The organism is Streptomyces sp. x-19 (assembly GCF_046549115.1).
Taxonomy (GTDB): Bacteria; Actinomycetota; Actinomycetes; order Streptomycetales; family Streptomycetaceae; genus Streptomyces; species Streptomyces albulus_C.
In genome coordinates, this window is sequence record NZ_JAJPWK010000002.1 from 139,521 (window position 1) to 158,487 (window position 18,967).

Genomic DNA, 18,967 nt, shown 5'->3' on the forward strand with positions numbered 1-18,967 from the left:
TCATCGATCGACCGCACCGGGAAGGGAGTCATGAGCGGCCCGACCGCCCGCACCGGCCCGATCCGCGCCGGCGGCCTCGAACTCCGCGAGCTGGAGTGCTTCCTCGTGCTGTCCGAGGAACTGCACTTCGGCCGCACCGGTACCCGCCTCTACGTCTCCCAGAGCCGGGTCAGTCAGCTGCTGCGCTCCCTGGAGTCCCGGATCGGGGCACGCCTGGTGGACCGCACGTGCCGCCGGGTCCGCCTGACGCCCCTGGGCGAGGAGTTCCGCGCCTCCCTGCGCCCCGCCTACGACGCCCTGCGCGCCACGGTGGAGAGCGCACGGACCGCCGCCCGCGGCGTCGAGGGCCGGCTCGCCGTCGGATTCCAGGGCACCGCGGACGACCGGATCATGCAGGCCATCGACACCTTCCACGCCCAGCACCCGCGGTGCACCACGGAGATCGTGGAGATCCCGCTCTGCGACCCGTTCAGCGCGCTGCGGAGCGGGGCGGTGGACGTGGCGGTGCTGCTGCTCCCGGTCACCGAACCGGACCTCGTGCTGGGCCCGGTGTTCTCGTCGCAGCCGCTCACCGTGGCACTGTCCGTGCGGCACCCCCTGGCATCCCGCACGGCCGTCGACGCCGAGGAACTGACCGCGTTGCCCCTGATCTCCCCCGACGAGCCGGCGCCGCCGTACTGGCGCACCGCGCAGGCGCCCACCACCACGCCCGGCGGCCTGCCCATCCCGGCCGGCCCCCGGGTCAGCACGCTCCAGGAGGGCCTGACGCTGACCGCGGCGGGCCGGGGCGGGATGCTGCTGTGCCGACCGACGGCGGACTACCACGGCCGCCGTGACGTCGTCTTCGTTCCGATCACCGGGCTCCGGGAGTCGGCGCTGGGGGTGGTGCACCACGCGGCACGGGAAACCGCCCGGGTCCGCGCCTTCACCGCCGCCGTGCGAGCTGTGACGGCAGTCACTTCACCACCCGCCGGACACCCCGAACGGGCAAGCGCGCCGGGGAATGTGACGTAGGACTCACGTCGTGGTGCTCACGTGGCCGGGCCCACTTCACGGCCCGCACCGCACGGCGGTCGGCCCGCGGAACTGCGGACACAACGCAAGACCCCCGGTCTCCGGATTTCTCCGGAGACCGGGGGTCTCATCTGTGCGCGAGGGGGGAGTTGAACCCCCACGCCCTTTCGGGCACTGGAACCTGAATCCAGCGCGTCTGCCTATTCCGCCACCCGCGCATGGGTGCTGCCGGTTTATTCTCTCACGCGATCCGGGCCGTTCGGTCCGGGTCTTGCGGGAGCGCCTTCCGACATCGAGAACATTAGCACGGTGTCGGGGGTGACTTCACACGCCTTTCCCCCGGCCACGGGCCTGTGAGCGGCGGGGCGGCACTCACGGACGACCGCGCGCGTTCCTCGGAGGGGCTCCCGGGACACTGGCCGGAGTCGGCCCCCGCCCCCTCGGGCGGATGGGCGGTTGCGGGACACTGGTATCGGGGCACATCTACGATCGCAGTGCACCGCAAGCGGCCGAAGGAGAGCGGCAGGAGGACGACGGACACCGGGCAACCCTGTGGTGGGCGACACTCGTCCTCCAGGCAGGAAAGGGGAACCAGCCGATTTCCCGGCGCGTGGATACGATCAGTAAGCAGTATCAGGACGACCCTGAGGAAGACTGAGGAAGGAGGTGCCCCGTGGGAGTACTGAAGCGCTTCGAGCAGCGTCTCGAAGGTCTCGTCAACGGCACCTTCGCCAAGGTGTTCAAGTCCGAAGTGCAGCCCGTTGAGATCGCCGGCGCTCTGCAGCGCGAGTGCGACAACAACGCCAGCATCTGGAACCGCGACCGCACGGTCGTCCCCAACGACTTCATCGTCGAGCTGAGCACTCCGGACTACGAGCGGCTGAGTCCGTACAGCGGGCAGCTCGGGGACGAGTTGGCGGGCATGGTCCGCGACTACGCCAAGCAGCAGCGCTACACCTTCATGGGCCCGATCAAGGTCCACCTGGAGAAGGCCGAGGATCTCGACACCGGCCTGTACCGCGTCCGCAGCCGCACCCTCGCCTCCAGCACGTCCCAGGACCGGCCCGGCCAGGCCGCGGCGGCCCGCGCCACCGGAGCGCCGAGCCAGCCCGGCGGCCACGTGGCCCCACCCATGCCGACCTCGCCGCCGCCCGGTGCGCCGCCCGTGCCCCGGTCGACAGCGCCCGGCGCGGGGCCGCAGCCGTACGCGCAGACCCGACGCTGGGTCGAGATCAACGGCACCCGCCACCAGATCTCGCGGTCCACCCTGGTGCTGGGTCGCAGCACCGACGCCGACGTGCGGATCGACGACCCGGGAGTCTCGCGGCGCCACTGCGAGATCCGCGTCGGACCGCCCCCCACGATCCAGGATCTGGGGTCCACCAACGGGATCGTGGTGGACGGGCAACACACCACCCACGCTAGTCTCCGCGACGGCTCGCGGATCGTCGTGGGCAGTACCACCATCGTTTACCGGCAAGCCGAAGGGTGAAGCGGGGCCAATGTCAGAGCTGACCCTGACGGTCATGCGGTTGGGTTTCCTCGCCGTACTGTGGCTGTTCGTCATCGTGGCCGTACAGGTCATCCGCAGCGATCTGTTCGGCACGCGCGTCACACAGCGCGGCGCCGCCCGACGCGGCGGACCCGAACCGCGCACCCAGCGCCAGGCCGCGCCCCAGCAGCAGCGCCGCCAGGAGAGCGGCAGCCGCGGCGGGGGCCGGCAGCGGCGCGGAGCCCCCACCAAGCTGGTGGTCTCCGAAGGCACCCTGGCCGGTACGACCGTCGCCCTCCAGGGCCAGACGATCAGCCTGGGCCGGGCGCACGACTCCACCATCGTGCTGGACGACGACTACGCGTCCAGCAGGCATGCCAGGATCTACCCGGACCGTGACGGCCAGTGGATCGTCGAGGACCTCGGTTCCACCAACGGCACGTACCTTGACCGGACCCGACTGACGACCGCGACTCCGATTCCTCTGGGAGCCCCGATCCGCATCGGCAAGACCGTCATCGAGCTGCGGAAGTAGTACGACAATGAGCGAGCGGAGCGAGCGAGCCGTAACGGTCCACTCGGCGGACCCGGGCGTGCTCCCGACCGGAGGGTGGGCAGTGTGGCTCGACGAGACCGGCTGTACCCCGAGCCGACGGGTGAGGTGCGCATGAGTCTGTCGCTGCGCTTCGCCGCCGGATCGCACAAGGGCATGATCCGCGAGGGCAACGAGGACTCCGGCTACGCCGGGCCCCGACTGCTCGCCATCGCGGACGGCATGGGCGGCCAGGCCGCCGGTGAGGTCGCCTCCTCCGAGGTGATCTCCACGCTCGTCCAGCTCGACGACGACGTCCCCGGCTCCGACATCCTCACCTCGCTGGGCACCGCCGTGCAGCGCGCCAACGACCAGCTGCGGGTGATGGTCGAGGAGGACCCTCAGCTGGAGGGCATGGGGACGACCCTGACCGCCCTGCTGTGGACGGGCCAGCGGCTCGGCCTGGTGCACGTCGGCGACTCCCGCGCCTACCTGCTGCGCGACGGGGTGCTGACCCAGATCACGCAGGACCACACCTGGGTGCAGCGGCTGGTCGACGAGGGCCGGATCACCGAGGAGGAGGCCACCACCCACCCGCAGCGGTCGCTGCTGATGCGGGCGCTGGGCAGTGGCGACCACGTCGAACCGGACCTGTCGATCCGCGAGGTGCGGGCCGGGGACCGGTACCTGATCTGCTCGGACGGGCTGTCCGGAGTGGTCAGCCACCAGACCCTCGAAGAGACCCTGGCCGGTTACCAGGGGCCGCACGAGACGGTGCAGGAGCTGATCCAGCTCGCACTGCGCGGCGGCGGGCCGGACAACATCACCTGCATCGTCGCCGACGTGCTGGACGTGGACGGCACCGAGGCCGCGGCCGGGCAGCTCAACGACACCCCGGTGGTGGTCGGCGCGGTCGCCGAGAACCAGCACCAGCTGAACGACCCCAGCACGCTCCAGACGCCGGCCGCCCGCGCCGCCGAGCTGGGCCGCCGGGACGCCCCGCCGGCTCCGGGAGGCGCGTTCGGGCCGCCCGGAAGCGGGGAGCCCGAGGCCGGCGGGGTGCCGCACGGCTCGTTCGGCGCGTTCACCGACGAGGACTTCCTCAAGCCGCGCCGGCGCGGCAAGTGGCTCAAGGCGTCGCTGTTCACCGTGCTCGCGCTGGGAGTGCTCGGCGGCGGGCTGTACGCCGGCTACCAGTGGACGCAGACGCAGTACTTCGTCGGCGCCAAGGACGACCACGTCGCGCTGTACCGGGGCATCAGCCAGGACCTCGCGTGGATCAAGCTCAACTCGGTCGACGAGGACCACCCCGAGATCGAACTCAAGTACCTGCCGGTCTACCAACGCAACCAGGTCAAGGAGACCATCGCGGTCGACAACCGCAACCAGGCCAGCGACAAGGTGACCGAGCTCGGCAAGCAGGCCAACGCCTGCCAGGCCAAGGAGCAGCGGGAGGCCGCCGAGCGGGAGGCCGCGGCCGCCAAGGGCAAGAGCGGCCAGAAGCCCGGCAGCAAGACGGGCACCCCCGCCGGAAACGGCGTGACCGGAGCCCTGTCCACCACTGCAGACCCCACCCCCACCCCCACTCAGACTCCCTCCGAGGAGCAGCAGAAGCTGGAGAAGAATTGCAGCACCCAGCAGTGAGGGCGTAGGGGGCCGGAGATTTCATGAGCAGTACAACGACCACGACCACCGTGGGCACGTTCGCCGCGCCCAGCCGTCGCAACACCGAGCTGGCCCTGCTGGTGTTCGCGGTGCTGATCCCGGTCTTCGCCTACGTCAACGTCGGCCTGGCGAAGGACGGTTCGGTGCCCGCCGGGGCGCTGGGGTACACCCTGGGGCTGGGACTGTTGGCGGGCGTCGCGCACCTCGTCGTCCGCAAGTGGGCGCCGTACGCGGATCCGCTGATGCTGCCCATCGCGACGCTGTTGAACGGCCTGGGGCTGGTGTTCATCTGGCGGCTCGACCAGGAGCCGAAGATCAGCACCCCGCAGCTGGGCGGCGCCATGGCACCGGGCCAGATGATGTGGTCGACACTGGGCGTCGCGCTCTTCCTCGGCGTACTGATCTTCCTCAAGGACCACCGCGTCCTGCAGCGCTACACCTACATCTCGATGGTGGTCGCGCTGATCCTGCTGGTCGCACCGATCTTCTTCCCGGCACGCTTCGGCGCGCGCATCTGGATCACGATCCCCGGTGTGGGTTCGCTGCAGCCCGGTGAGTTCGCGAAGATCGTCATCGCGATCTTCTTCGCCGGCTACCTGATGGTGAAGCGGGACGCACTGGCACTGGCCAGCCGCCGCTTCATGGGCATGTACCTGCCGCGCGGCCGGGACCTCGGCCCGATCCTGGTCATCTGGGCGCTCAGCCTGATGATCCTGGTCTTCGAGACCGACCTGGGCACCTCGCTGCTCTTCTTCGGCCTCTTCGTGATCATGCTGTACGTCGCGACCGAGCGGACCAGCTGGATCGTGTTCGGTCTGCTGCTGAGCGCCGGCGGTGCGGTCGCCGTGGCCACCTTCGAGTCCCACGTGCAGGTCCGCGTCCACAACTGGCTCAACCCGCTGGAGCTGCTGAACGGCGGCGTGACGGAGACCGCGCAGGCGATGTACTCCTTCGGCTCCGGCGGCATCCTCGGGTCCGGCCTCGGGCAGGGCTACTCGCGCCTCATCGGCGGCATCGCCCCGAAGAGCGACTACATCCTCGCCACCGTCGGCGAGGAGACCGGCCTGGCCGGTCTGATGGCGATCCTCCTGCTGTACGGCCTGCTCATCGAGCGCGGCATCCGCACGGCGCTGGCCGCCCGCGACCCGTTCGGCAAGCTGCTGGCGGTCGGTCTCTCCGGTGCCTTCGCCCTCCAGGTCTTCGTCGTCGCCGGCGGTGTGACGGGTCTCATCCCGCTGACCGGCATGACGATGCCGTTCCTGGCGCAGGGTGGTTCGTCCGTCATCGCCAACTGGGCGCTGGTGGGCATCCTGCTCCGGATCAGTGACACCGCGCGCCGTCCCGCACCCGCCCCCGCCCCGTCCACCGATGCCGAGATGACCCAGGTGGTCCGCCCGTGAACAAGCCCCTGCGACGGGTCGCGGTCTTCTGCGGCCTGCTCGTCCTCGCCCTGCTCGTCCGCGTGAACTGGGTGCAGTTCGTCCAGAGCGACCAGCTCAAGAACGATCCGAACAACCGCCGGGTGGCGATCGAGCGCTACAGCACCCCGCGCGGCAACATCATCGTGGACGGCAAGGCCATCACCGGCTCGACGACCACGGACATCGGCGACTTCAAGTACAAGCGCACCTACAAGAACGGCAAGATGTGGGCGCCGGTGACCGGCTACGCGTCGCAGGCCTTCGACTCCAACCAGTTGGAGAAGCTGAACGACGCGATCCTCACCGGCACCGATGACCGACTCTTCTTCAGCCGCACGGTCGACATGTTCACTGGCGGCAAGCAGAAGGGCGGCAACGTGGTGACCACCCTCGACGCCAAGGCGCAGCAGGCGGCCTTCGACGGGCTCGGGGACAAGAAGGGCGCCGTGGTGGCGCTCAACCCGGAGACCGGGGCGATCCTGGCGCTGGCCAGCACCCCGTCGTACGACCCGTCGACGTTCGCGGGGATGAGCGACAAGGACGCCAAGGCGTACAACGGGCTGCTGAAGCAGAACGACCCCGACGACCCGATGCTGAACCGGGCGCTGCGGCAGACGTACCCGCCCGGCTCCACGTTCAAGGTCGTGACGGCCGCCGCGGCGCTGGAGAGCGGCCTGTACACCGATGTCGACGCCAAGACCGACTCGCCGGTGCCGTACATCCTGCCGGACACCGCGCACCAGCCCCTGAACAACGAGGGCAACATCCCCTGCGAGAACGCGACGATGCGGGTGGCGCTGCAGTACTCCTGCAACACCGTCTTCGGCAAGATCAGCGCGGACCTCGGCAACGCGAAGATGAAGTCCGAGGCGGAGAAGTTCGGCTTCAACGACGCGAAGATCGACACTCCGGTGCGGGCCGCGGAGAGCGTCTACCCGAAGGACAACCGGCCGCAGAACGCGATGGCGGGCATCGGCCAGGCGTCGAACCGCGCCACGCCGCTGCAGATGGCGATGGTCGCGTCCGCGGTCGCCAACGGCGGCAAGCTGATGAAGCCGTACATGGTCGACCAGCTCGTGGCCCCCAACCTCAACGTCGTGCAGCAGCACACGCCGCAGGAGATGAGCCGGCCGCTGAAGCCGGAGAACGCGCAGAAGCTGCAGAGCATCATGGAGACCGTGGTCAAGGAGGGCACGGGCACCACCGCGCAGATCCCCGGCGTCACGGTCGGTGGCAAGACGGGTACCGCGCAGCACGGCGAGAACAACAAGGACAACCCGTACGCCTGGTTCATCTCGTACGCGAAGACCGCCAAGGGCACCCCGGTGGCGGTGGCGGTCGTCATCGAGGGGTCGGACACCCTGCGTGGCGACATCGCCGGCGGCAAGCTCGCCGCTCCGATCGCGAAGAGCGTGATGGAGGCGGTCATCGCCGGCGAGCGGTGACGGCGGTCATGGCGATACCGGTCACATATCAGGTTGCGGCTCCGGTCCGGTCCGGGACGGCGTGCCGGGTACGGTATGCCCGGACAGCACACCGCCGGACCACACACGGGTGCGGTCGGGACTGACGGAGAGGGCTGGAGAAGCTTATGGAAGAGCCGCGTCGCCTCGGCGGCCGGTACGAGCTGGGCTCGGTGCTCGGTCGTGGTGGCATGGCGGAGGTCTACCTCGCGCATGACACCCGCCTCGGCCGCACCGTGGCGGTGAAGACGCTGCGGGTGGACCTCGCCCGCGATCCGTCCTTCCAGGCCCGGTTCCGCCGTGAGGCCCAGTCGGCCGCCTCGCTGAACCACCCGTCGATCGTCGCGGTCTACGACACCGGCGAGGACTACGTCGACGGGGTGTCGATCCCGTACATCGTCATGGAGTACGTGGACGGGTCGACGCTGCGCGAGCTGCTGCACTCCGGGCGGAAGCTGCTGCCCGAGCGGTCGCTGGAGATGACCACCGGTGTGCTGCAGGCGCTGGAGTACTCGCACCGCGCCGGCATCGTGCACCGCGACATCAAGCCGGCCAACGTGATGCTGACCCGTACCGGCCAGGTCAAGGTGATGGACTTCGGCATCGCCCGGGCCATGGGCGACGCCGGGATGACCATGACGCAGACCGCGGCGGTGATCGGCACCGCGCAGTACCTGTCGCCGGAACAGGCCAAGGGCGAGCAGGTCGACGCCCGCTCCGACCTGTATTCGACGGGCTGCCTGCTCTACGAGCTGCTGACGGTGCGGCCGCCGTTCGTGGGGGACTCCCCGGTCGCGGTGGCCTACCAGCACGTGCGGGAGGAGCCGCAGCCACCGAGCACCTTCGATCCGGAGATCTCCCCGGAGATGGACGCGATCGTCCTGAAGGCGCTGGTCAAGGACCCGGACTACCGCTACCAGTCGGCGGACGAGATGCGGGCCGACATCGAGGCGGCGCTGGACGGCCAGCCGGTCGCGGCGACCGCCGCGCTGGGTGCGGTCGGATACGGCGAGCAGGACCAGCCGACGACGCTGCTGCGGGCGCAGGACCCGGGCGGTCCGAAGACGTCGATGCTGCCGCCGATGAACCCCGACGACGGGGGCTACGGCTACGAGGACCGCGCGGACCGGCGGCGGGGCGGCGGCCAGAAGAAGAGCAACCTCTCCACGATCCTGCTGGTCCTGGCGGCGGTCCTGGTCCTGGTCGGTGCGATCTTCATCGGCAAGGCCATGTTCAGCGGCGGGACCAAGAACAACACCATCTCGGTGCCCAACCTCGTCGGCAAGACGCTGGCGGAGGCGAAGTCCTACGGCGAGAACAGCTCCTTCAAGGTCGCCAAGCAGGGCAGCAAGCAGTGCGACAACGCCAAGAAGGGCCAGATCACCGAGCAGGAGCCGGCGGCCGACGAGAAGATCGACAAGGGCACCACGGTCAAGGTGACGATGTGCTCGGGCGCGGTCAAGGTGACCGTTCCGGACGTGCAGGGCATGCCCTTCGACGCCGCGGAGCAGGAGCTCAAGAGCAAGGGCTTCCAGAACATCACCAAGACCGAAGAGGTCTCCGACCGGACGCCGGGCGTCGTCACGAAGCAGGACCCCAAGGGGCAGGCCGAGACGACCAAGGACACCCAGATCACGCTGACGGTGGCCAAGGCGGCGCCGAAGTCGACCGTTCCGGACGTCACCGGCCAGGACTTCAACGCGGCGCAGAAGCAGCTGCAGGACCTGGGCTTCACCGTCAACCGGACCGACCAGGACGTGTCCGACCCGGGGCAGAACGGCAAGGTCATTTCCCAGTCCCCGACCGGGAACCAGCAGGCGGCGCAGGGCTCCACGGTCACGCTGACCGTGGGCAAGGCGGCGCAGGCGCAGGTGCCGGGCGTGACGGGCAAGAAGGTGAAGGACGCCAAGCAGATGCTGCAGCAGGCGGGCTTCAACAACATCCAGTTCGCAGGCGGTAGTTCGCAGGACGACAACGCCATGGTCATCAGCCAGGACCCGCAGCCGGGAACCGGCGGTGACCCCGCGTCGACCACCGTCACCCTGACCACCATGGGTGGCAACAACGACGGCAACAACGACGGCGGCATCTTCGGCGGCCCGTTCGGCTGGGGCAAGAAGCACTAGCGCCCGCGCGGCACCGTACGACGACGGAGCCCCGGCGGCCCTTGAAGGGCGGCCGGGGCTCCGTCGTGCGGTGCGGGGCTCAGCGGAGTTCGGCGGGCGGCGTGCGGTCCGCGTCGACCTTCTGGGTGCGGACCAGCTCGCCCCAGACGACGTAGCGGTAGTCCGAGGTGTAGACGGGGGTGCAGGTGGTGAGCGTGATGTAGCGGCCGGCCTGGTGCTTGCCGGATTCGGCGGGGACCTTGTCGAGGACCTTCACGTTGTACTTCGAGGTCTGCGGCAGCGTCGCGAAGACCTTGTAGACGTACCAGGTGTCCTTGGTCTCGAAGACGATCGGGTCGCCGTCCTTGAGCTTGTCGATGTTGTGGAACTTCGCGCCGTGGCCGTCGCGGTGGGCGGCGAGGGTGAAGTTGCCTTCCTTGTCCTGCGGCAGGGCGGACTTGACGGGCTTGGTGTAGTAGCCGGCCACGCCCTCGTTGAGGATGTCGCTGCCGGTGCCCTTCTTGACCAGCACGTCGCCGTTGTTCATCGCCGGGACGTGCAGGAAGCCGATGCCGTCCTTGGTGTCCAACTCCCCCGGGCCCTTGGGGCCGGGGGCCGCGGTGGCCCAGTGCTGGCGGACCTTGTCACCCTGCTTGTGCGATTCGCGGTCGGCGAGGACGTTGGTCCACCACAGCGAGTAGACGACGAACAGGCCCAGGACCAGCCCGGCTGTGATGAGCAGTTCACCGATGACGCTGACGACGGAGGCGAAGGTGTGCCACCTCCGGCGCGGTTCCGGTGGCGTCGCGGGCCGGTCGTGGTCCTCGTCGATTCCGCTGGCAGTCACCGCGTCGCTCCCCTTCAGTCGTCCGCTCAGCCGGCGAGCGCTGCTGGTTTGCCCTTGCTCCGCGGCCGCTCGTCGACCATCTTGCCCCAGACGATCAACCGATAGGTACTGGTGAATTCCGGGGTGCAGGTGGTCAAGGTGATGTACCGGCCGGGGCCGGTGAATCCCGACCCGGGCGGCACCGGCGTGATCACGCTGGTGTTGCTGGGAGAGGTCTGCGGGAGGACGCTCTCCATCTCGTAGGTGTAGTAGGCGCTCTGCGTCTCGACCACGATCTTGTCGCCCTTGGTCAGGCGGTTGATGTAGCGGAACGGCTCGCCGTGGGTGTTGCGGTGGGCGGCGACGGAGAAGTTGCCGGTCTTGTCCCACGGCATGGCGGTCTTGATGCCGCTGGCGGCGTCGTAGTGGCCGATCATGCCGTGGTCGAGGACGGAGTGCTTGTCGATGCCCTCGGCGATCGGGGCCTTCACATCGAGCTTGGGGATGTACATGATGCCGAAGCGCTCACCGTCCGCGAGGTTCTTCTTCTCGCCGCCGCCCTGGTCCCACTCGTGCTGGAGGTTGTTGGCGGCGCCGCCGGCCTCCTCGCCGGCCATCACGTTCGTCCACCACAGCTGGTAGGTGACGAAGAGAAGCATCAGCACGCCGAGCGTGATGAACACCTCGCCCAGCGCGCGGCTGGCGATCAGGCCGGGGCTGTCCTTGGCGGCGCGCTGGGCCCGGCGGGCCTCGACGCGCGTCATGGGTGGCTTGGGCGCCTCGGCCGCGGTCGCGGCGGCGGGGGCGGACGCAGCGGCAGCCACGGCGCCGCGTCGACCGTGGCGGCCGCCCCGCTTGACCGCCGCCTGGGCAGCCTTGCGACGGGCCGCGCGGCCTCCCGTCTCCAAGGCGGTCGTGGTTTCACGTGAAACGGCGGTGGTGGGGTCGGTTTCACGTGAAACCGTCGCGCTGGTTTCACGTGAAACGTCGCCGCGGGCGGGCTGTTCGGCCTGGCGCAGCGCCATGGTCTCGTCGTCCGGCTGTGCCGGAGCAGCGGCCGGTGTGGGGCGCACGGACCGACCGGACCGTGACGGAACCAGCGGGGGGATCGTGGGGAGAGGCGCGGTGAGGGCCTCCGCGACCCCGTGCGGGCCGTGCGGGCCGGGTATCGGCTCGGTGGGGGGCGGTGCGTAACTGCCGCGGCCGAAGCCGCCGTTCACCTGGCCGTAGAGATCGGCTTCGGGGCCGTGCGGCGGCGCGGGCCGGGGCACCGGCGGGGTGTCGCCGGGGCCGGGTCTGCGGTGCCGGGCCGAACGCCGCGGAGGGTCCGGTGCCTCGGGCCGGGACGGTGCCGGCGGGTCCTGGCGGGGCCGGAACCAGGGGGAGCCCTCGGCCGCGGCTCCCCCGCCGGGGCGGACGGGGGGCACGTCCTGTGCGTACGGGGTCGGGTACGGGTCGGGGTGGGGGCGCGATGTCGCCGACCGGCCGGGCAGGGGGTCGCTCAGCGGGTCGTCGAGCCGTCCCACCGCCGCCTCGAACGCGTCGGACCGGCCGTGCGGGTCGGTGGGCGCGTACGGGTCATGCGGTGCCTGTGGCGGGTCCTCGTGCGGTTCGTAGGACCGTCCTTCGTGCTCGGGGCGCAGCGCGGTCACGCGCCGGCCTTGCCGACCACCGGGGCAAGCCCCGCCGAACGCTCCACCGCTCCCTCGTCGCCGCACTCCACCAGCCAGTTGGCCAGCATCCGGTGTCCCCATTCCGTCAGTACCGACTCGGGGTGGAACTGCACTCCCTCCACGGGGAGTTCACGGTGCCGCAGCCCCATGATGATCCGGCCGCCGGGGGCGTCGTCCGCCTCCGTCCAGGCCGTGACCGCCAGCTCGTCGGGGACGGTGTCCGGTTCGACGGCCAGCGAGTGGTAGCGGGTGGCGGTGAAGGGCGAGGGCAGCCCGGCGAAGACGCCGGCGCCCTCGTGGAGGACGGGCGAGGTCTTGCCGTGCAGCAGCTCGGGGGCCCGGTCCACCACCCCGCCGTAGGCGACCGCCATCGACTGCAGGCCCAGGCACACGCCGAACACCGGGACGCCGGTGCCCGCGCAGTGCCGGACCATGTCGACGCAGATCCCGGCCTGCTCGGGGGTACCGGGGCCCGGGGAGAGCAGCACGCCGTCGAAACCGTCCTGGGCATGGCGCGGGGCCACCTCGTCGTTGCGCAGTACCTCGCATTCGGCACCGAGCTGGTAGAGGTACTGGACCAGGTTGAAGACGAAGCTGTCGTAGTTGTCGACGACGAGAATCCGTGCGGTCATCGGGTGGCTGCCATCCCTTGGTCGACAGTGACGTCATTGAAGGGGAGCAGTGGCTCCGCCCACGGAAAGACCCACTGGAAGAGCACGAAGACCACCGCCAGGGCGAGCACCACGGAAATCAGCGCCTTCACCCACGTGGTGCCCGGCAGATGCCGCCAGATCCAGCCGTACATGCTGTCGCTGTCCCCTTGCCGATGCCGTTTGACGATGTCGATTGCGACACCAGAGTAAGGGGAGAGGCTGTGCTCGGGTGGGTCAGCCGGTCAAAGCCGACGGCCTTCCCTGGGTGACGGATTGGGTCGAATCGAGGTGTGCCCAGGCGATCAGGCGGTGACTGTGGCCCCACTCCGGTTCGCAGGTGGTCAGCGTGAGGTAGCGGCCGGGGCCGGTGAAGCCGGACTTCCGGGGGACCGGGTCGATCACGCCGATGTCGGTGGGCAGCGTCGTGTAGGGGTGGTTGTCGATGCGGTAGGTGAACCACGTGGTGCCGTCGGTGAGGACCACGGCGTCCCCGGGGCGCAGTTGCGGGAAGTCCTTGAACGGGTCGCCGTAGGTGCGGCGGTGGCCGGCGACGGCGAAGTTTCCGGTCGCGCCGAGCCGGGCGGTCCCGTCGTAGTGGCCCAGGCCGCGCTGGAGGACGTCGGTCCCGGTGCCCTCCAGGACGGGCTTGGCCCAGTCCGGCCCGAAGCGGGGGATGTACATCACGGCGAAGGACGCGCCCGGGGCGTAGCGGCGGGGCGGGGCGGTGGGTGTGGGGGCGGGGGTGCCGGCGGCGGCGACCGGGCCGGTGGACCACTGGTCCTGGAGCCTGCCGATCTCGCCGTCCATCGCACTGTCCGCCCGGACGCCGGTCCAGTAGAGGAGGTAGACGACGAAGAGGACGATCAGCGTGCCGACGGTGAGACAGATTTCGCTGGCCGTCCGCACGATCCACCGCACCGTCATCCGACCGCCCCTCCCTGCCGGCCCGCGGGATGCGGGCTACGGCTTCACAGGCTGTGCGTAGTGGAGATCCACTGTGCCGGAGTAGCCGGGAAGAGTCACCGCCTCGTCCTGGTCGACTTTCCAACCGAGGCCGTAGGCGTTGACGTACTGGAGGTAGTTCTGGATGGCGGGGGACGCGGTCAGGGCGCCGTTGAGGGCGTCCCGGTCGCCGACTGCGGTGATCTTGTAGGGCGGGGAGTAGACCCGGCCCTGGAGGATCAGGGTGTTGCCGACGCAGCGGACCGCGCTGGTGGAGATCAGCCGCTGGTCCATGACCTTGATGCCCTTGGCGCCACCGTGCCAGAGCGCGTTCACCACGGCCTGGAGGTCCTGCTGGTGGATGACCAGGTCGTTGGGCTGCGGTTCGGGGATGCCGGGGATCTTGGCGGTGGCGTTCGGCGGGGCGTCGGTGAGCGTGACCGTCAGTCCCTGACCGGAGACCGGCTTGGTGCCGGCGCTCTTCTCCAGGCCCTGGAGCGCGGCCTCCTGCGAGGCGGACGGGGCGGTGTCGCGGCGGGCGAGGGCGTCGACCTCGCGGCGCAGACCGGCGTTGCGCTCGTCCTGGCCGCCGTTCTTGTGGCTGCGTTCCTGGATGAGGTCGGACAGCCGGAGCATCGAGTCGTCCGAGCGGAGGTTGGTGCCGCGGGCGGTGTCGAAGCTGAGCCAGAACATCAGGCCGGCGAGGGCGAAGACGAGGAGGGTGAGGAGCCGAACGGGCCGCAGTCGGGCTCGGAGGGGGCGCCCGGGGGAGCCGTCGGAAGTGCTCAACGTACCCTTACTCCTTACGACGCCGCGGAAGCACTACGCTAACGGACGCCCGGGAAGGAATTCCGTTCCCCTCGTGTCCGTACCCTGGCTCTCGTACCGCATCCGTGCGGAGGGAACCGCCCGCTCACCGTGGAGAGCGGGGGAGCAGCACATCGACAGGAGAGTTCCTCGTGCCGAAGTCACGGATCCGCAAGAAGGACGACTTCACGCCGCCGCCGGCGAAGACCACCAATCTGAAGATGAACGCAGGCCGCGGGTGGGTCGCGCCGCTGATGCTGGCGATGTTCGTCATCGGGCTCGCGTGGATCGTGCTGTACTACGTCTCCGAGGGCGATCTGCCGATCAAGGCGATGGGCAACTGGAACATCGTGTGCGGCTTCGGCTTCATCGCGGTGGGGTTCGGCGTCTCCACCCAGTGGAAGTAGCCCGCGCCCTCCCCCAGGGCTAGCGCAAGCCCTGCCCAAGGCCATCCACACAGTTATCCACAGCCGGGGAAAACTTCAGAAGATCTGTGGATAACCCTCGTGAGGTTGACGCCGGTGTGACCGGCGGCACCCCTGCAAGCCGGCCTCCATCCCTGCCCCTTCCTGCGGAAACACCGCGCAGCGGGGCAGCGAGGCCGGCTTCTGCACAGCATGCACAAGATCCTTCACGGACTGTGGACAACATGGCCCCGCGGGGCCTCAACCCACCAGTTGAAGGCTGCGTACCCACACCACCGCGACGATCGCGAGCAGCACCAGCACGCACGTGCCGACGTGCACCGGCGTCCGGCGCTCCCGCGGTGCGTGCACCATGCCGAACGCCACCGCGGCGCCCACGATCAGCCCGCCGACGTGCGCCTGCCAGGCGATGTTCGGCCACAGGAACGTGAAGGCCAGGTTGAGGGCGAGCAGGATCAGCACCGGCTTCATGTCGTACCGCAGCCGGCGCATCAGCACGGCCGTGGCACCCAGCAGGCCGAAGATCGCGCCCGACGCGCCCAACGAGGGCTGGTTCTGCGCGCTGAGCAGGAAGGACAGCGCGCTGCCGCCCAGACCGGCGAGCAGGTACAGGGCGGTGAAGCGCAGCCGGCCCAGCGCCGCCTCCAGCGGCGGGCCCAGCCACCACAGCGAGAGCATGTTGAAGCCGATGTGCGCGATCTCCTCGTGCAGGAAGACCGCGGTCAGCAGGCGGTACCACTCGCCGTGCGCGACCCCGACCAGCTGGTAGCGGCTGGGGTCGACGGCCAGGCCGATCATGTCGAGCCGGTTGACCAGGTCGAAGCCGTACTGCTTGGACGCCAGCACCGCGACGAAGACCGCGACGTTCAGGCCCAGCAGGATCTTGGTGATCAGCTTGGGGTCGGCGGTGAGCGTGCCGCCCGCTATCGTGCGCGGCGCGCTGGCCCGCGGTGCCGGGCCGCTGCCGCCGCCGGTGCGCACGCAGTCCGGGCACTGGAAGCCGACCGAGGCGCTGACCATGCACTCCGGGCAGATCGGCCGGTCGCAACGGGTGCAGCGGATGCCGGTCGGCCGGTCCGGGTGACGGTGACAACCGGGCAGGCCGTCCTGGCCGTGCGCCTGCTGCGGCTCCTGCGGGCTGCCTGGCTGGTCCATCGGTCCCCTCGTCCTCATCCTCACCGGGGTCACCGGGGCACCCGCCCGTCGCCCGAGCAGCGCCCCACAACGGGCTTCACGCCCCGCCCGTCGCCCGGGCACGCCCCACAACGAGCTTCGCGCCCCGTCTCCATCTTCTACGACCGGACGGGGCGCGATGGTTCCCCGGAACAGGCCGGGGCGGGACCCGCTCAGCGGGTCTCGATGACCACCGACTCGATGACGACGTCCTGCACCGGACGGTCGGTGCGGGGGTTGGTCTGGGTCTCGGCGATGGCGTCGACGACCTTCTTGCTGGCCTCGTTGGTGACCTCACCGAAGATGGTGTGCTTGCCGGTCAGCCAGGCGGTCGGGGACACGGTGATGAAGAACTGCGAGCCGTTGGTGCCCGGACCGGCGTTGGCCATGGCCAGCAGGTACGGCTTGGTGAACGCCAGGTCGGGGTGGAACTCATCGGCGAACTTGTAGCCGGGGCCACCCGTGCCGTTGCCCAGCGGGTCACCGCCCTGCAGCATGAAGCCGCTGATCACGCGGTGGAAGACGGTGCCGTCGTAGAGACGGGCGGTGGTCTTCTGACCGGTGTTCGGGTCGATCCACTCCCGCTCGCCGTTGGCGAGCTCGACGAAGTTCTTGACCGTCTTGGGGGCGTGGTTCGGCAGAAGCCGGAGTTCGATGTCGCCCTGGTTCGTCTTCAGGGTGGCGTAGAGCTGCTCAGCCACGATCTACCTTCCATAAGTCTTCACTGACGGTCCCCGATCCTGTCATGAACCGCCCGCCGGGTGCCGGGCCGCCACCTCTTGACGGTCTTCGTACTGATTTCCCGCGCACGATGCGGCAGTGCGTGGCATCGTCGTCACAAGGCTCCGGAAGGTCCCCAATGACCCGGATGCCCGTTCGCACATGCCGTGTGGGCGGGGAGCGGGCATGCTCGTCAATCGGGTGGACAGGCGACACAGCAGAGGTGGGGGAGCAGCCCCCAGACCCGGACCCCACCGAGGAGGAGAATCCCCGTGACCCGCAAGGACAGTGTGCGCGCCGCGACCCATTCGGCCAAGGACGGCGTGCGGCACGCAGCCGAGGCGGTGGCTCCCTACGCCGGTACGGCCAAGGACGCCGCCGTCCACTACTCGCAGGAGGCCCGCACCCGGCTGGCTCCCCGGGTCGCCGAGGCGGCGCAGCAGGCCCGGGCCCAGTACGACACCCACCTGTCCCCGCGGATCGAGCACGCCCGCGGCGCGCTGCCGCCCAAGGTGGACGCGGCGGCGAGCCGGGCCGCCCTGCGCACCCTCCAGGCCGCACGGCAGGCCGCCGACTACACCACCCCGCGACTGGAGAACGCCGTGGTCAACGCCCGGGCGGCGGCCGAGCCGGTGCGCGAGGAGGCGCTGGCCAGGGGCGCCGCGGCGCTGGCCGCGCTCCGCGGGCAGGTGACGGCCGCGGAGATCGAGAAGCTGCAGAAGAAGCAGTGCCGCCGGGCGGCCTGCGGCAAGGCCGCCAAGCGGCTGGCGCTGCTGGGCGTCGTGGTGGCCGGCGCGGTCGCCGCCTGGAAGTGGTGGGACAAGCAGGCCAACCCGGACTGGCTGGTCGAGCCGCCGGCGCCCACCGAGGTCGACGACCGCGCCCACCTGAGCTCCGTCGACGGCGGGCAGGGCGCCCCGCTCGACCCCGAGGTGCGGGCCAAGCAGGCCGAGGCGGAATCCGACGAACGACGGGGCGGCGACTCGACCGCCTGACCCCGGCTCCACCGCCACCGGGCCGCACCCCGCACCGGGGCGCGGCCCGGTGGCGTGCGCGGGGCCCGGGCCGGCACCGGACGGGCGCCCGGGCAGGAGCCCGCGGTCCGACGTCCAATCGTGCTTCCCGGTGGGCGAGTTGGGCGCGCTCGTGCCGGCCCCGACGCCGCCGCCCGGACGGTCCGACGGCGCGCTTATCGGGGCCGTCCCACCACGGCAGCGCACAAAAAAGACCCCTCCGACGCGTTACCGCAGGTCGGAGGGGTTTGGGGTGGAGCCTAGGGGAGTCGAACCCCTGACATCTGCCATGCAAAGACAGCGCTCTACCAACTGAGCTAAGGCCCCTTCGCCGAACAGGGTACCCGGTGTCGGAGTGCTTTCCCGACCGGGTATCGCCGCGCACCGTCGCTCTCCGTAGGATGCTTCGCGAGATTCGCGGCAGCGAAGCGCGATCGGGCATACAGGGGAGACGGCATGGATGCAGCACAGCAGGAAGCCACCGCGCGGGCCCGGGAGCTCCAGCGCAGTTGGTACGGGGAACCTCTGGGCGCGCTGTTCCGCCGTCTGATCGACGACCTCGGGTTGAACCAGGCCCGGCTGGCCGCGGTGCTCGGCCTGTCCGCCCCGATGTTGTCCCAGCTGATGAGCGGGCAGCGCGCCAAGATAGGCAACCCGGCCGTGGTCCAGCGGGTGCAGGCGCTGCAGGAGCTGGCCGGCCAGGTATCGGACGGCAGCGTCAGCGCCGCCGAGGCCACCGACCGGATGGAAGAGATCAAGAAGACGGCGGGCGGGTCGGTCCTGAACAACACCACCCAGACCACGTCGTCGACGGGCGCCACCACGGTGCGCCGGGTGGTGCGGGAGATCCAGTCGCTGCTGCGGTCGGTCTCCGACGCCGGCGAGATCATCGACGCGGCGAACGGCCTCGCCGCCACCCACCCCGAGCTGGCAGAGTTCCTCCGGGTCTACGGTGCCGGCCGCACCGCCGACGCCGTCGCCCACTACGAGGCGCACCAGAGCTAGCCAAGCGCGGGCGGCCGCCGGGTAGTTGGCCGCAGGGA

General features: G+C 70.1%; 18 protein-coding genes and 2 tRNA genes. 10 read left to right on the top strand and 10 right to left on the bottom strand.

Translation table 11 applies throughout. The annotated features are described in order from the left end of the window. Positions 1-30 precede the first annotated feature (30 nt). The gene (locus tag ACLJT4_RS04955) at positions 31-1,014 is read left to right on the top strand and encodes a LysR family transcriptional regulator (RefSeq protein WP_411121165.1); all 984 of its coding nucleotides are present in this window, start codon (positions 31-33) and stop codon (positions 1,012-1,014) included. 134 nt (positions 1,015-1,148) lie between these two features. Here ACLJT4_RS04955 and ACLJT4_RS04960 read toward each other — a convergent pair. Further along, positions 1,149-1,232 (bottom strand) — tRNA-Leu (locus ACLJT4_RS04960). 455 nt (positions 1,233-1,687) lie between these two features. On the opposite strand from ACLJT4_RS04960, the gene ACLJT4_RS04965 reads away from it, so the two are divergent. The 6 genes from ACLJT4_RS04965 to pknB all read left to right on the top strand — a co-directional run bounded on the left by ACLJT4_RS04965 (position 1,688) and on the right by pknB (position 9,713). After that, positions 1,688-2,506: an FhaA domain-containing protein gene (locus ACLJT4_RS04965; protein ID WP_016574846.1), complete on the top strand. Its 819-nt coding sequence runs from the start codon at positions 1,688-1,690 to the stop codon at positions 2,504-2,506. A gap of 10 nt (positions 2,507-2,516) precedes the next feature. Then, positions 2,517-3,041, top strand: coding sequence for an FHA domain-containing protein (locus ACLJT4_RS04970; protein WP_411121166.1), 525 nt, complete (start codon positions 2,517-2,519; stop codon positions 3,039-3,041). A gap of 132 nt (positions 3,042-3,173) precedes the next feature. Further along, positions 3,174-4,682, top strand: a complete 1,509-nt coding sequence (locus ACLJT4_RS04975; protein WP_411121168.1) for a PP2C family protein-serine/threonine phosphatase — start codon at positions 3,174-3,176, stop codon at positions 4,680-4,682. 23 nt (positions 4,683-4,705) lie between these two features. Continuing rightward, on the top strand, positions 4,706-6,103 hold the full coding sequence (locus ACLJT4_RS04980; protein ID WP_411121169.1) for an FtsW/RodA/SpoVE family cell cycle protein: 1,398 nt from the start codon (positions 4,706-4,708) through the stop codon (positions 6,101-6,103). After that, positions 6,100-7,569 carry a peptidoglycan D,D-transpeptidase FtsI family protein gene (locus tag ACLJT4_RS04985; RefSeq protein WP_411121170.1) on the top strand — a complete coding sequence of 490 codons (1,470 nt, stop codon included), beginning with the start codon at positions 6,100-6,102 and terminating at the stop codon, positions 7,567-7,569. The genes ACLJT4_RS04980 and ACLJT4_RS04985 overlap by 4 nt, the downstream gene beginning before the upstream one ends. A gap of 146 nt (positions 7,570-7,715) precedes the next feature. Next, positions 7,716-9,713, top strand: coding sequence for a Stk1 family PASTA domain-containing Ser/Thr kinase (gene pknB / locus ACLJT4_RS04990; protein ID WP_411121171.1), 1,998 nt, complete (start codon positions 7,716-7,718; stop codon positions 9,711-9,713). Positions 9,714-9,792: 79 nt separating this feature from the next. Here the strand turns inward: pknB and ACLJT4_RS04995 are convergent, their stop codons facing one another. The 6 genes from ACLJT4_RS04995 to ACLJT4_RS05020 all read right to left on the bottom strand — a co-directional run bounded on the left by ACLJT4_RS04995 (position 9,793) and on the right by ACLJT4_RS05020 (position 14,575). Beyond that, entirely contained in the window at positions 9,793-10,539 is a 747-nt protein-coding gene (locus ACLJT4_RS04995) for a class E sortase (protein WP_411121172.1), read from the bottom strand. A 26-nt stretch (positions 10,540-10,565) separates the two neighbouring features. Further along, the gene (locus ACLJT4_RS05000; RefSeq protein WP_411121173.1) at positions 10,566-12,170 is read right to left on the bottom strand and encodes a class E sortase; all 1,605 of its coding nucleotides are present in this window, start codon (positions 12,168-12,170) and stop codon (positions 10,566-10,568) included. Continuing rightward, positions 12,167-12,823, bottom strand: a complete 657-nt coding sequence (locus tag ACLJT4_RS05005) for an aminodeoxychorismate/anthranilate synthase component II (protein ID WP_411121174.1) — start codon at positions 12,821-12,823, stop codon at positions 12,167-12,169. The genes ACLJT4_RS05000 and ACLJT4_RS05005 overlap by 4 nt, the downstream gene beginning before the upstream one ends. After that, on the bottom strand, positions 12,820-12,996 hold the full coding sequence (locus ACLJT4_RS05010; RefSeq protein WP_275463891.1) for a hypothetical protein: 177 nt from the start codon (positions 12,994-12,996) through the stop codon (positions 12,820-12,822). Before ACLJT4_RS05010 ends, ACLJT4_RS05005 begins: the two co-directional genes overlap by 4 nt. 82 nt (positions 12,997-13,078) lie before the next feature. Continuing rightward, complete coding sequence (locus ACLJT4_RS05015) at positions 13,079-13,768, bottom strand: class E sortase (RefSeq protein ID WP_376437888.1); 690 nt, start codon at positions 13,766-13,768, stop codon at positions 13,079-13,081. A gap of 36 nt (positions 13,769-13,804) precedes the next feature. Then, the gene (locus tag ACLJT4_RS05020; protein WP_411121175.1) at positions 13,805-14,575 is read right to left on the bottom strand and encodes a DUF881 domain-containing protein; all 771 of its coding nucleotides are present in this window, start codon (positions 14,573-14,575) and stop codon (positions 13,805-13,807) included. Between the two features lie 170 nt (positions 14,576-14,745). On the opposite strand from ACLJT4_RS05020, the gene crgA reads away from it, so the two are divergent. Then, positions 14,746-15,000 (top strand): cell division protein CrgA, encoded by a 255-nt coding sequence (gene crgA / locus ACLJT4_RS05025; RefSeq protein WP_016571110.1) that lies wholly within the window; start codon positions 14,746-14,748, stop codon positions 14,998-15,000. Between the two features lie 258 nt (positions 15,001-15,258). On the opposite strand, the gene ACLJT4_RS05030 is transcribed toward crgA, so the two are convergent. Together ACLJT4_RS05030 and ACLJT4_RS05035 are read right to left on the bottom strand one after the other, a co-directional pair. Then, positions 15,259-16,173, bottom strand: a complete 915-nt coding sequence (locus ACLJT4_RS05030) for a rhomboid family intramembrane serine protease (RefSeq protein ID WP_016571111.1) — start codon at positions 16,171-16,173, stop codon at positions 15,259-15,261. A 191-nt stretch (positions 16,174-16,364) separates the two neighbouring features. Further along, positions 16,365-16,892 (bottom strand): peptidylprolyl isomerase, encoded by a 528-nt coding sequence (locus tag ACLJT4_RS05035; protein ID WP_016571112.1) that lies wholly within the window; start codon positions 16,890-16,892, stop codon positions 16,365-16,367. Between the two features lie 291 nt (positions 16,893-17,183). Between ACLJT4_RS05035 and ACLJT4_RS05040 the strand changes: the two genes are divergently transcribed. Further along, complete coding sequence (locus ACLJT4_RS05040) at positions 17,184-17,906, top strand: DUF5324 family protein (protein ID WP_411121176.1); 723 nt, start codon at positions 17,184-17,186, stop codon at positions 17,904-17,906. A gap of 272 nt (positions 17,907-18,178) precedes the next feature. Here ACLJT4_RS05040 and ACLJT4_RS05045 read toward each other — a convergent pair. Further along, positions 18,179-18,251: transfer RNA gene (locus ACLJT4_RS05045), tRNA-Ala, on the bottom strand. A 129-nt stretch (positions 18,252-18,380) separates the two neighbouring features. Between ACLJT4_RS05045 and ACLJT4_RS05050 the strand changes: the two genes are divergently transcribed. Continuing rightward, entirely contained in the window at positions 18,381-18,929 is a 549-nt protein-coding gene (locus ACLJT4_RS05050; protein ID WP_411121177.1) for a helix-turn-helix domain-containing protein, read from the top strand. The last annotated feature ends 38 nt before the right edge of the window (positions 18,930-18,967 follow it).

Coding starts and splice junctions, on each gene's coding strand:
- ACLJT4_RS04955 (WP_411121165.1), top strand. CDS start 31: ATGAGCGGCCCGACCGCCCGCACCGGCCCGATCCGCGCCGGCGGCCTC.
- ACLJT4_RS04970 (WP_411121166.1), top strand. CDS start 2,517: ATGTCAGAGCTGACCCTGACGGTCATGCGGTTGGGTTTCCTCGCCGTA.
- ACLJT4_RS04975 (WP_411121168.1), top strand. CDS start 3,174: ATGAGTCTGTCGCTGCGCTTCGCCGCCGGATCGCACAAGGGCATGATC.
- ACLJT4_RS04980 (WP_411121169.1), top strand. CDS start 4,706: ATGAGCAGTACAACGACCACGACCACCGTGGGCACGTTCGCCGCGCCC.
- pknB (WP_411121171.1), top strand. CDS start 7,716: ATGGAAGAGCCGCGTCGCCTCGGCGGCCGGTACGAGCTGGGCTCGGTG.
- ACLJT4_RS05005 (WP_411121174.1), bottom strand. CDS start 12,823: ATGACCGCACGGATTCTCGTCGTCGACAACTACGACAGCTTCGTCTTC.
- ACLJT4_RS05010 (WP_275463891.1), bottom strand. CDS start 12,996: ATGTACGGCTGGATCTGGCGGCATCTGCCGGGCACCACGTGGGTGAAG.
- ACLJT4_RS05015 (WP_376437888.1), bottom strand. CDS start 13,768: ATGACGGTGCGGTGGATCGTGCGGACGGCCAGCGAAATCTGTCTCACC.
- ACLJT4_RS05030 (WP_016571111.1), bottom strand. CDS start 16,173: ATGGACCAGCCAGGCAGCCCGCAGGAGCCGCAGCAGGCGCACGGCCAG.
- ACLJT4_RS05050 (WP_411121177.1), top strand. CDS start 18,381: ATGGATGCAGCACAGCAGGAAGCCACCGCGCGGGCCCGGGAGCTCCAG.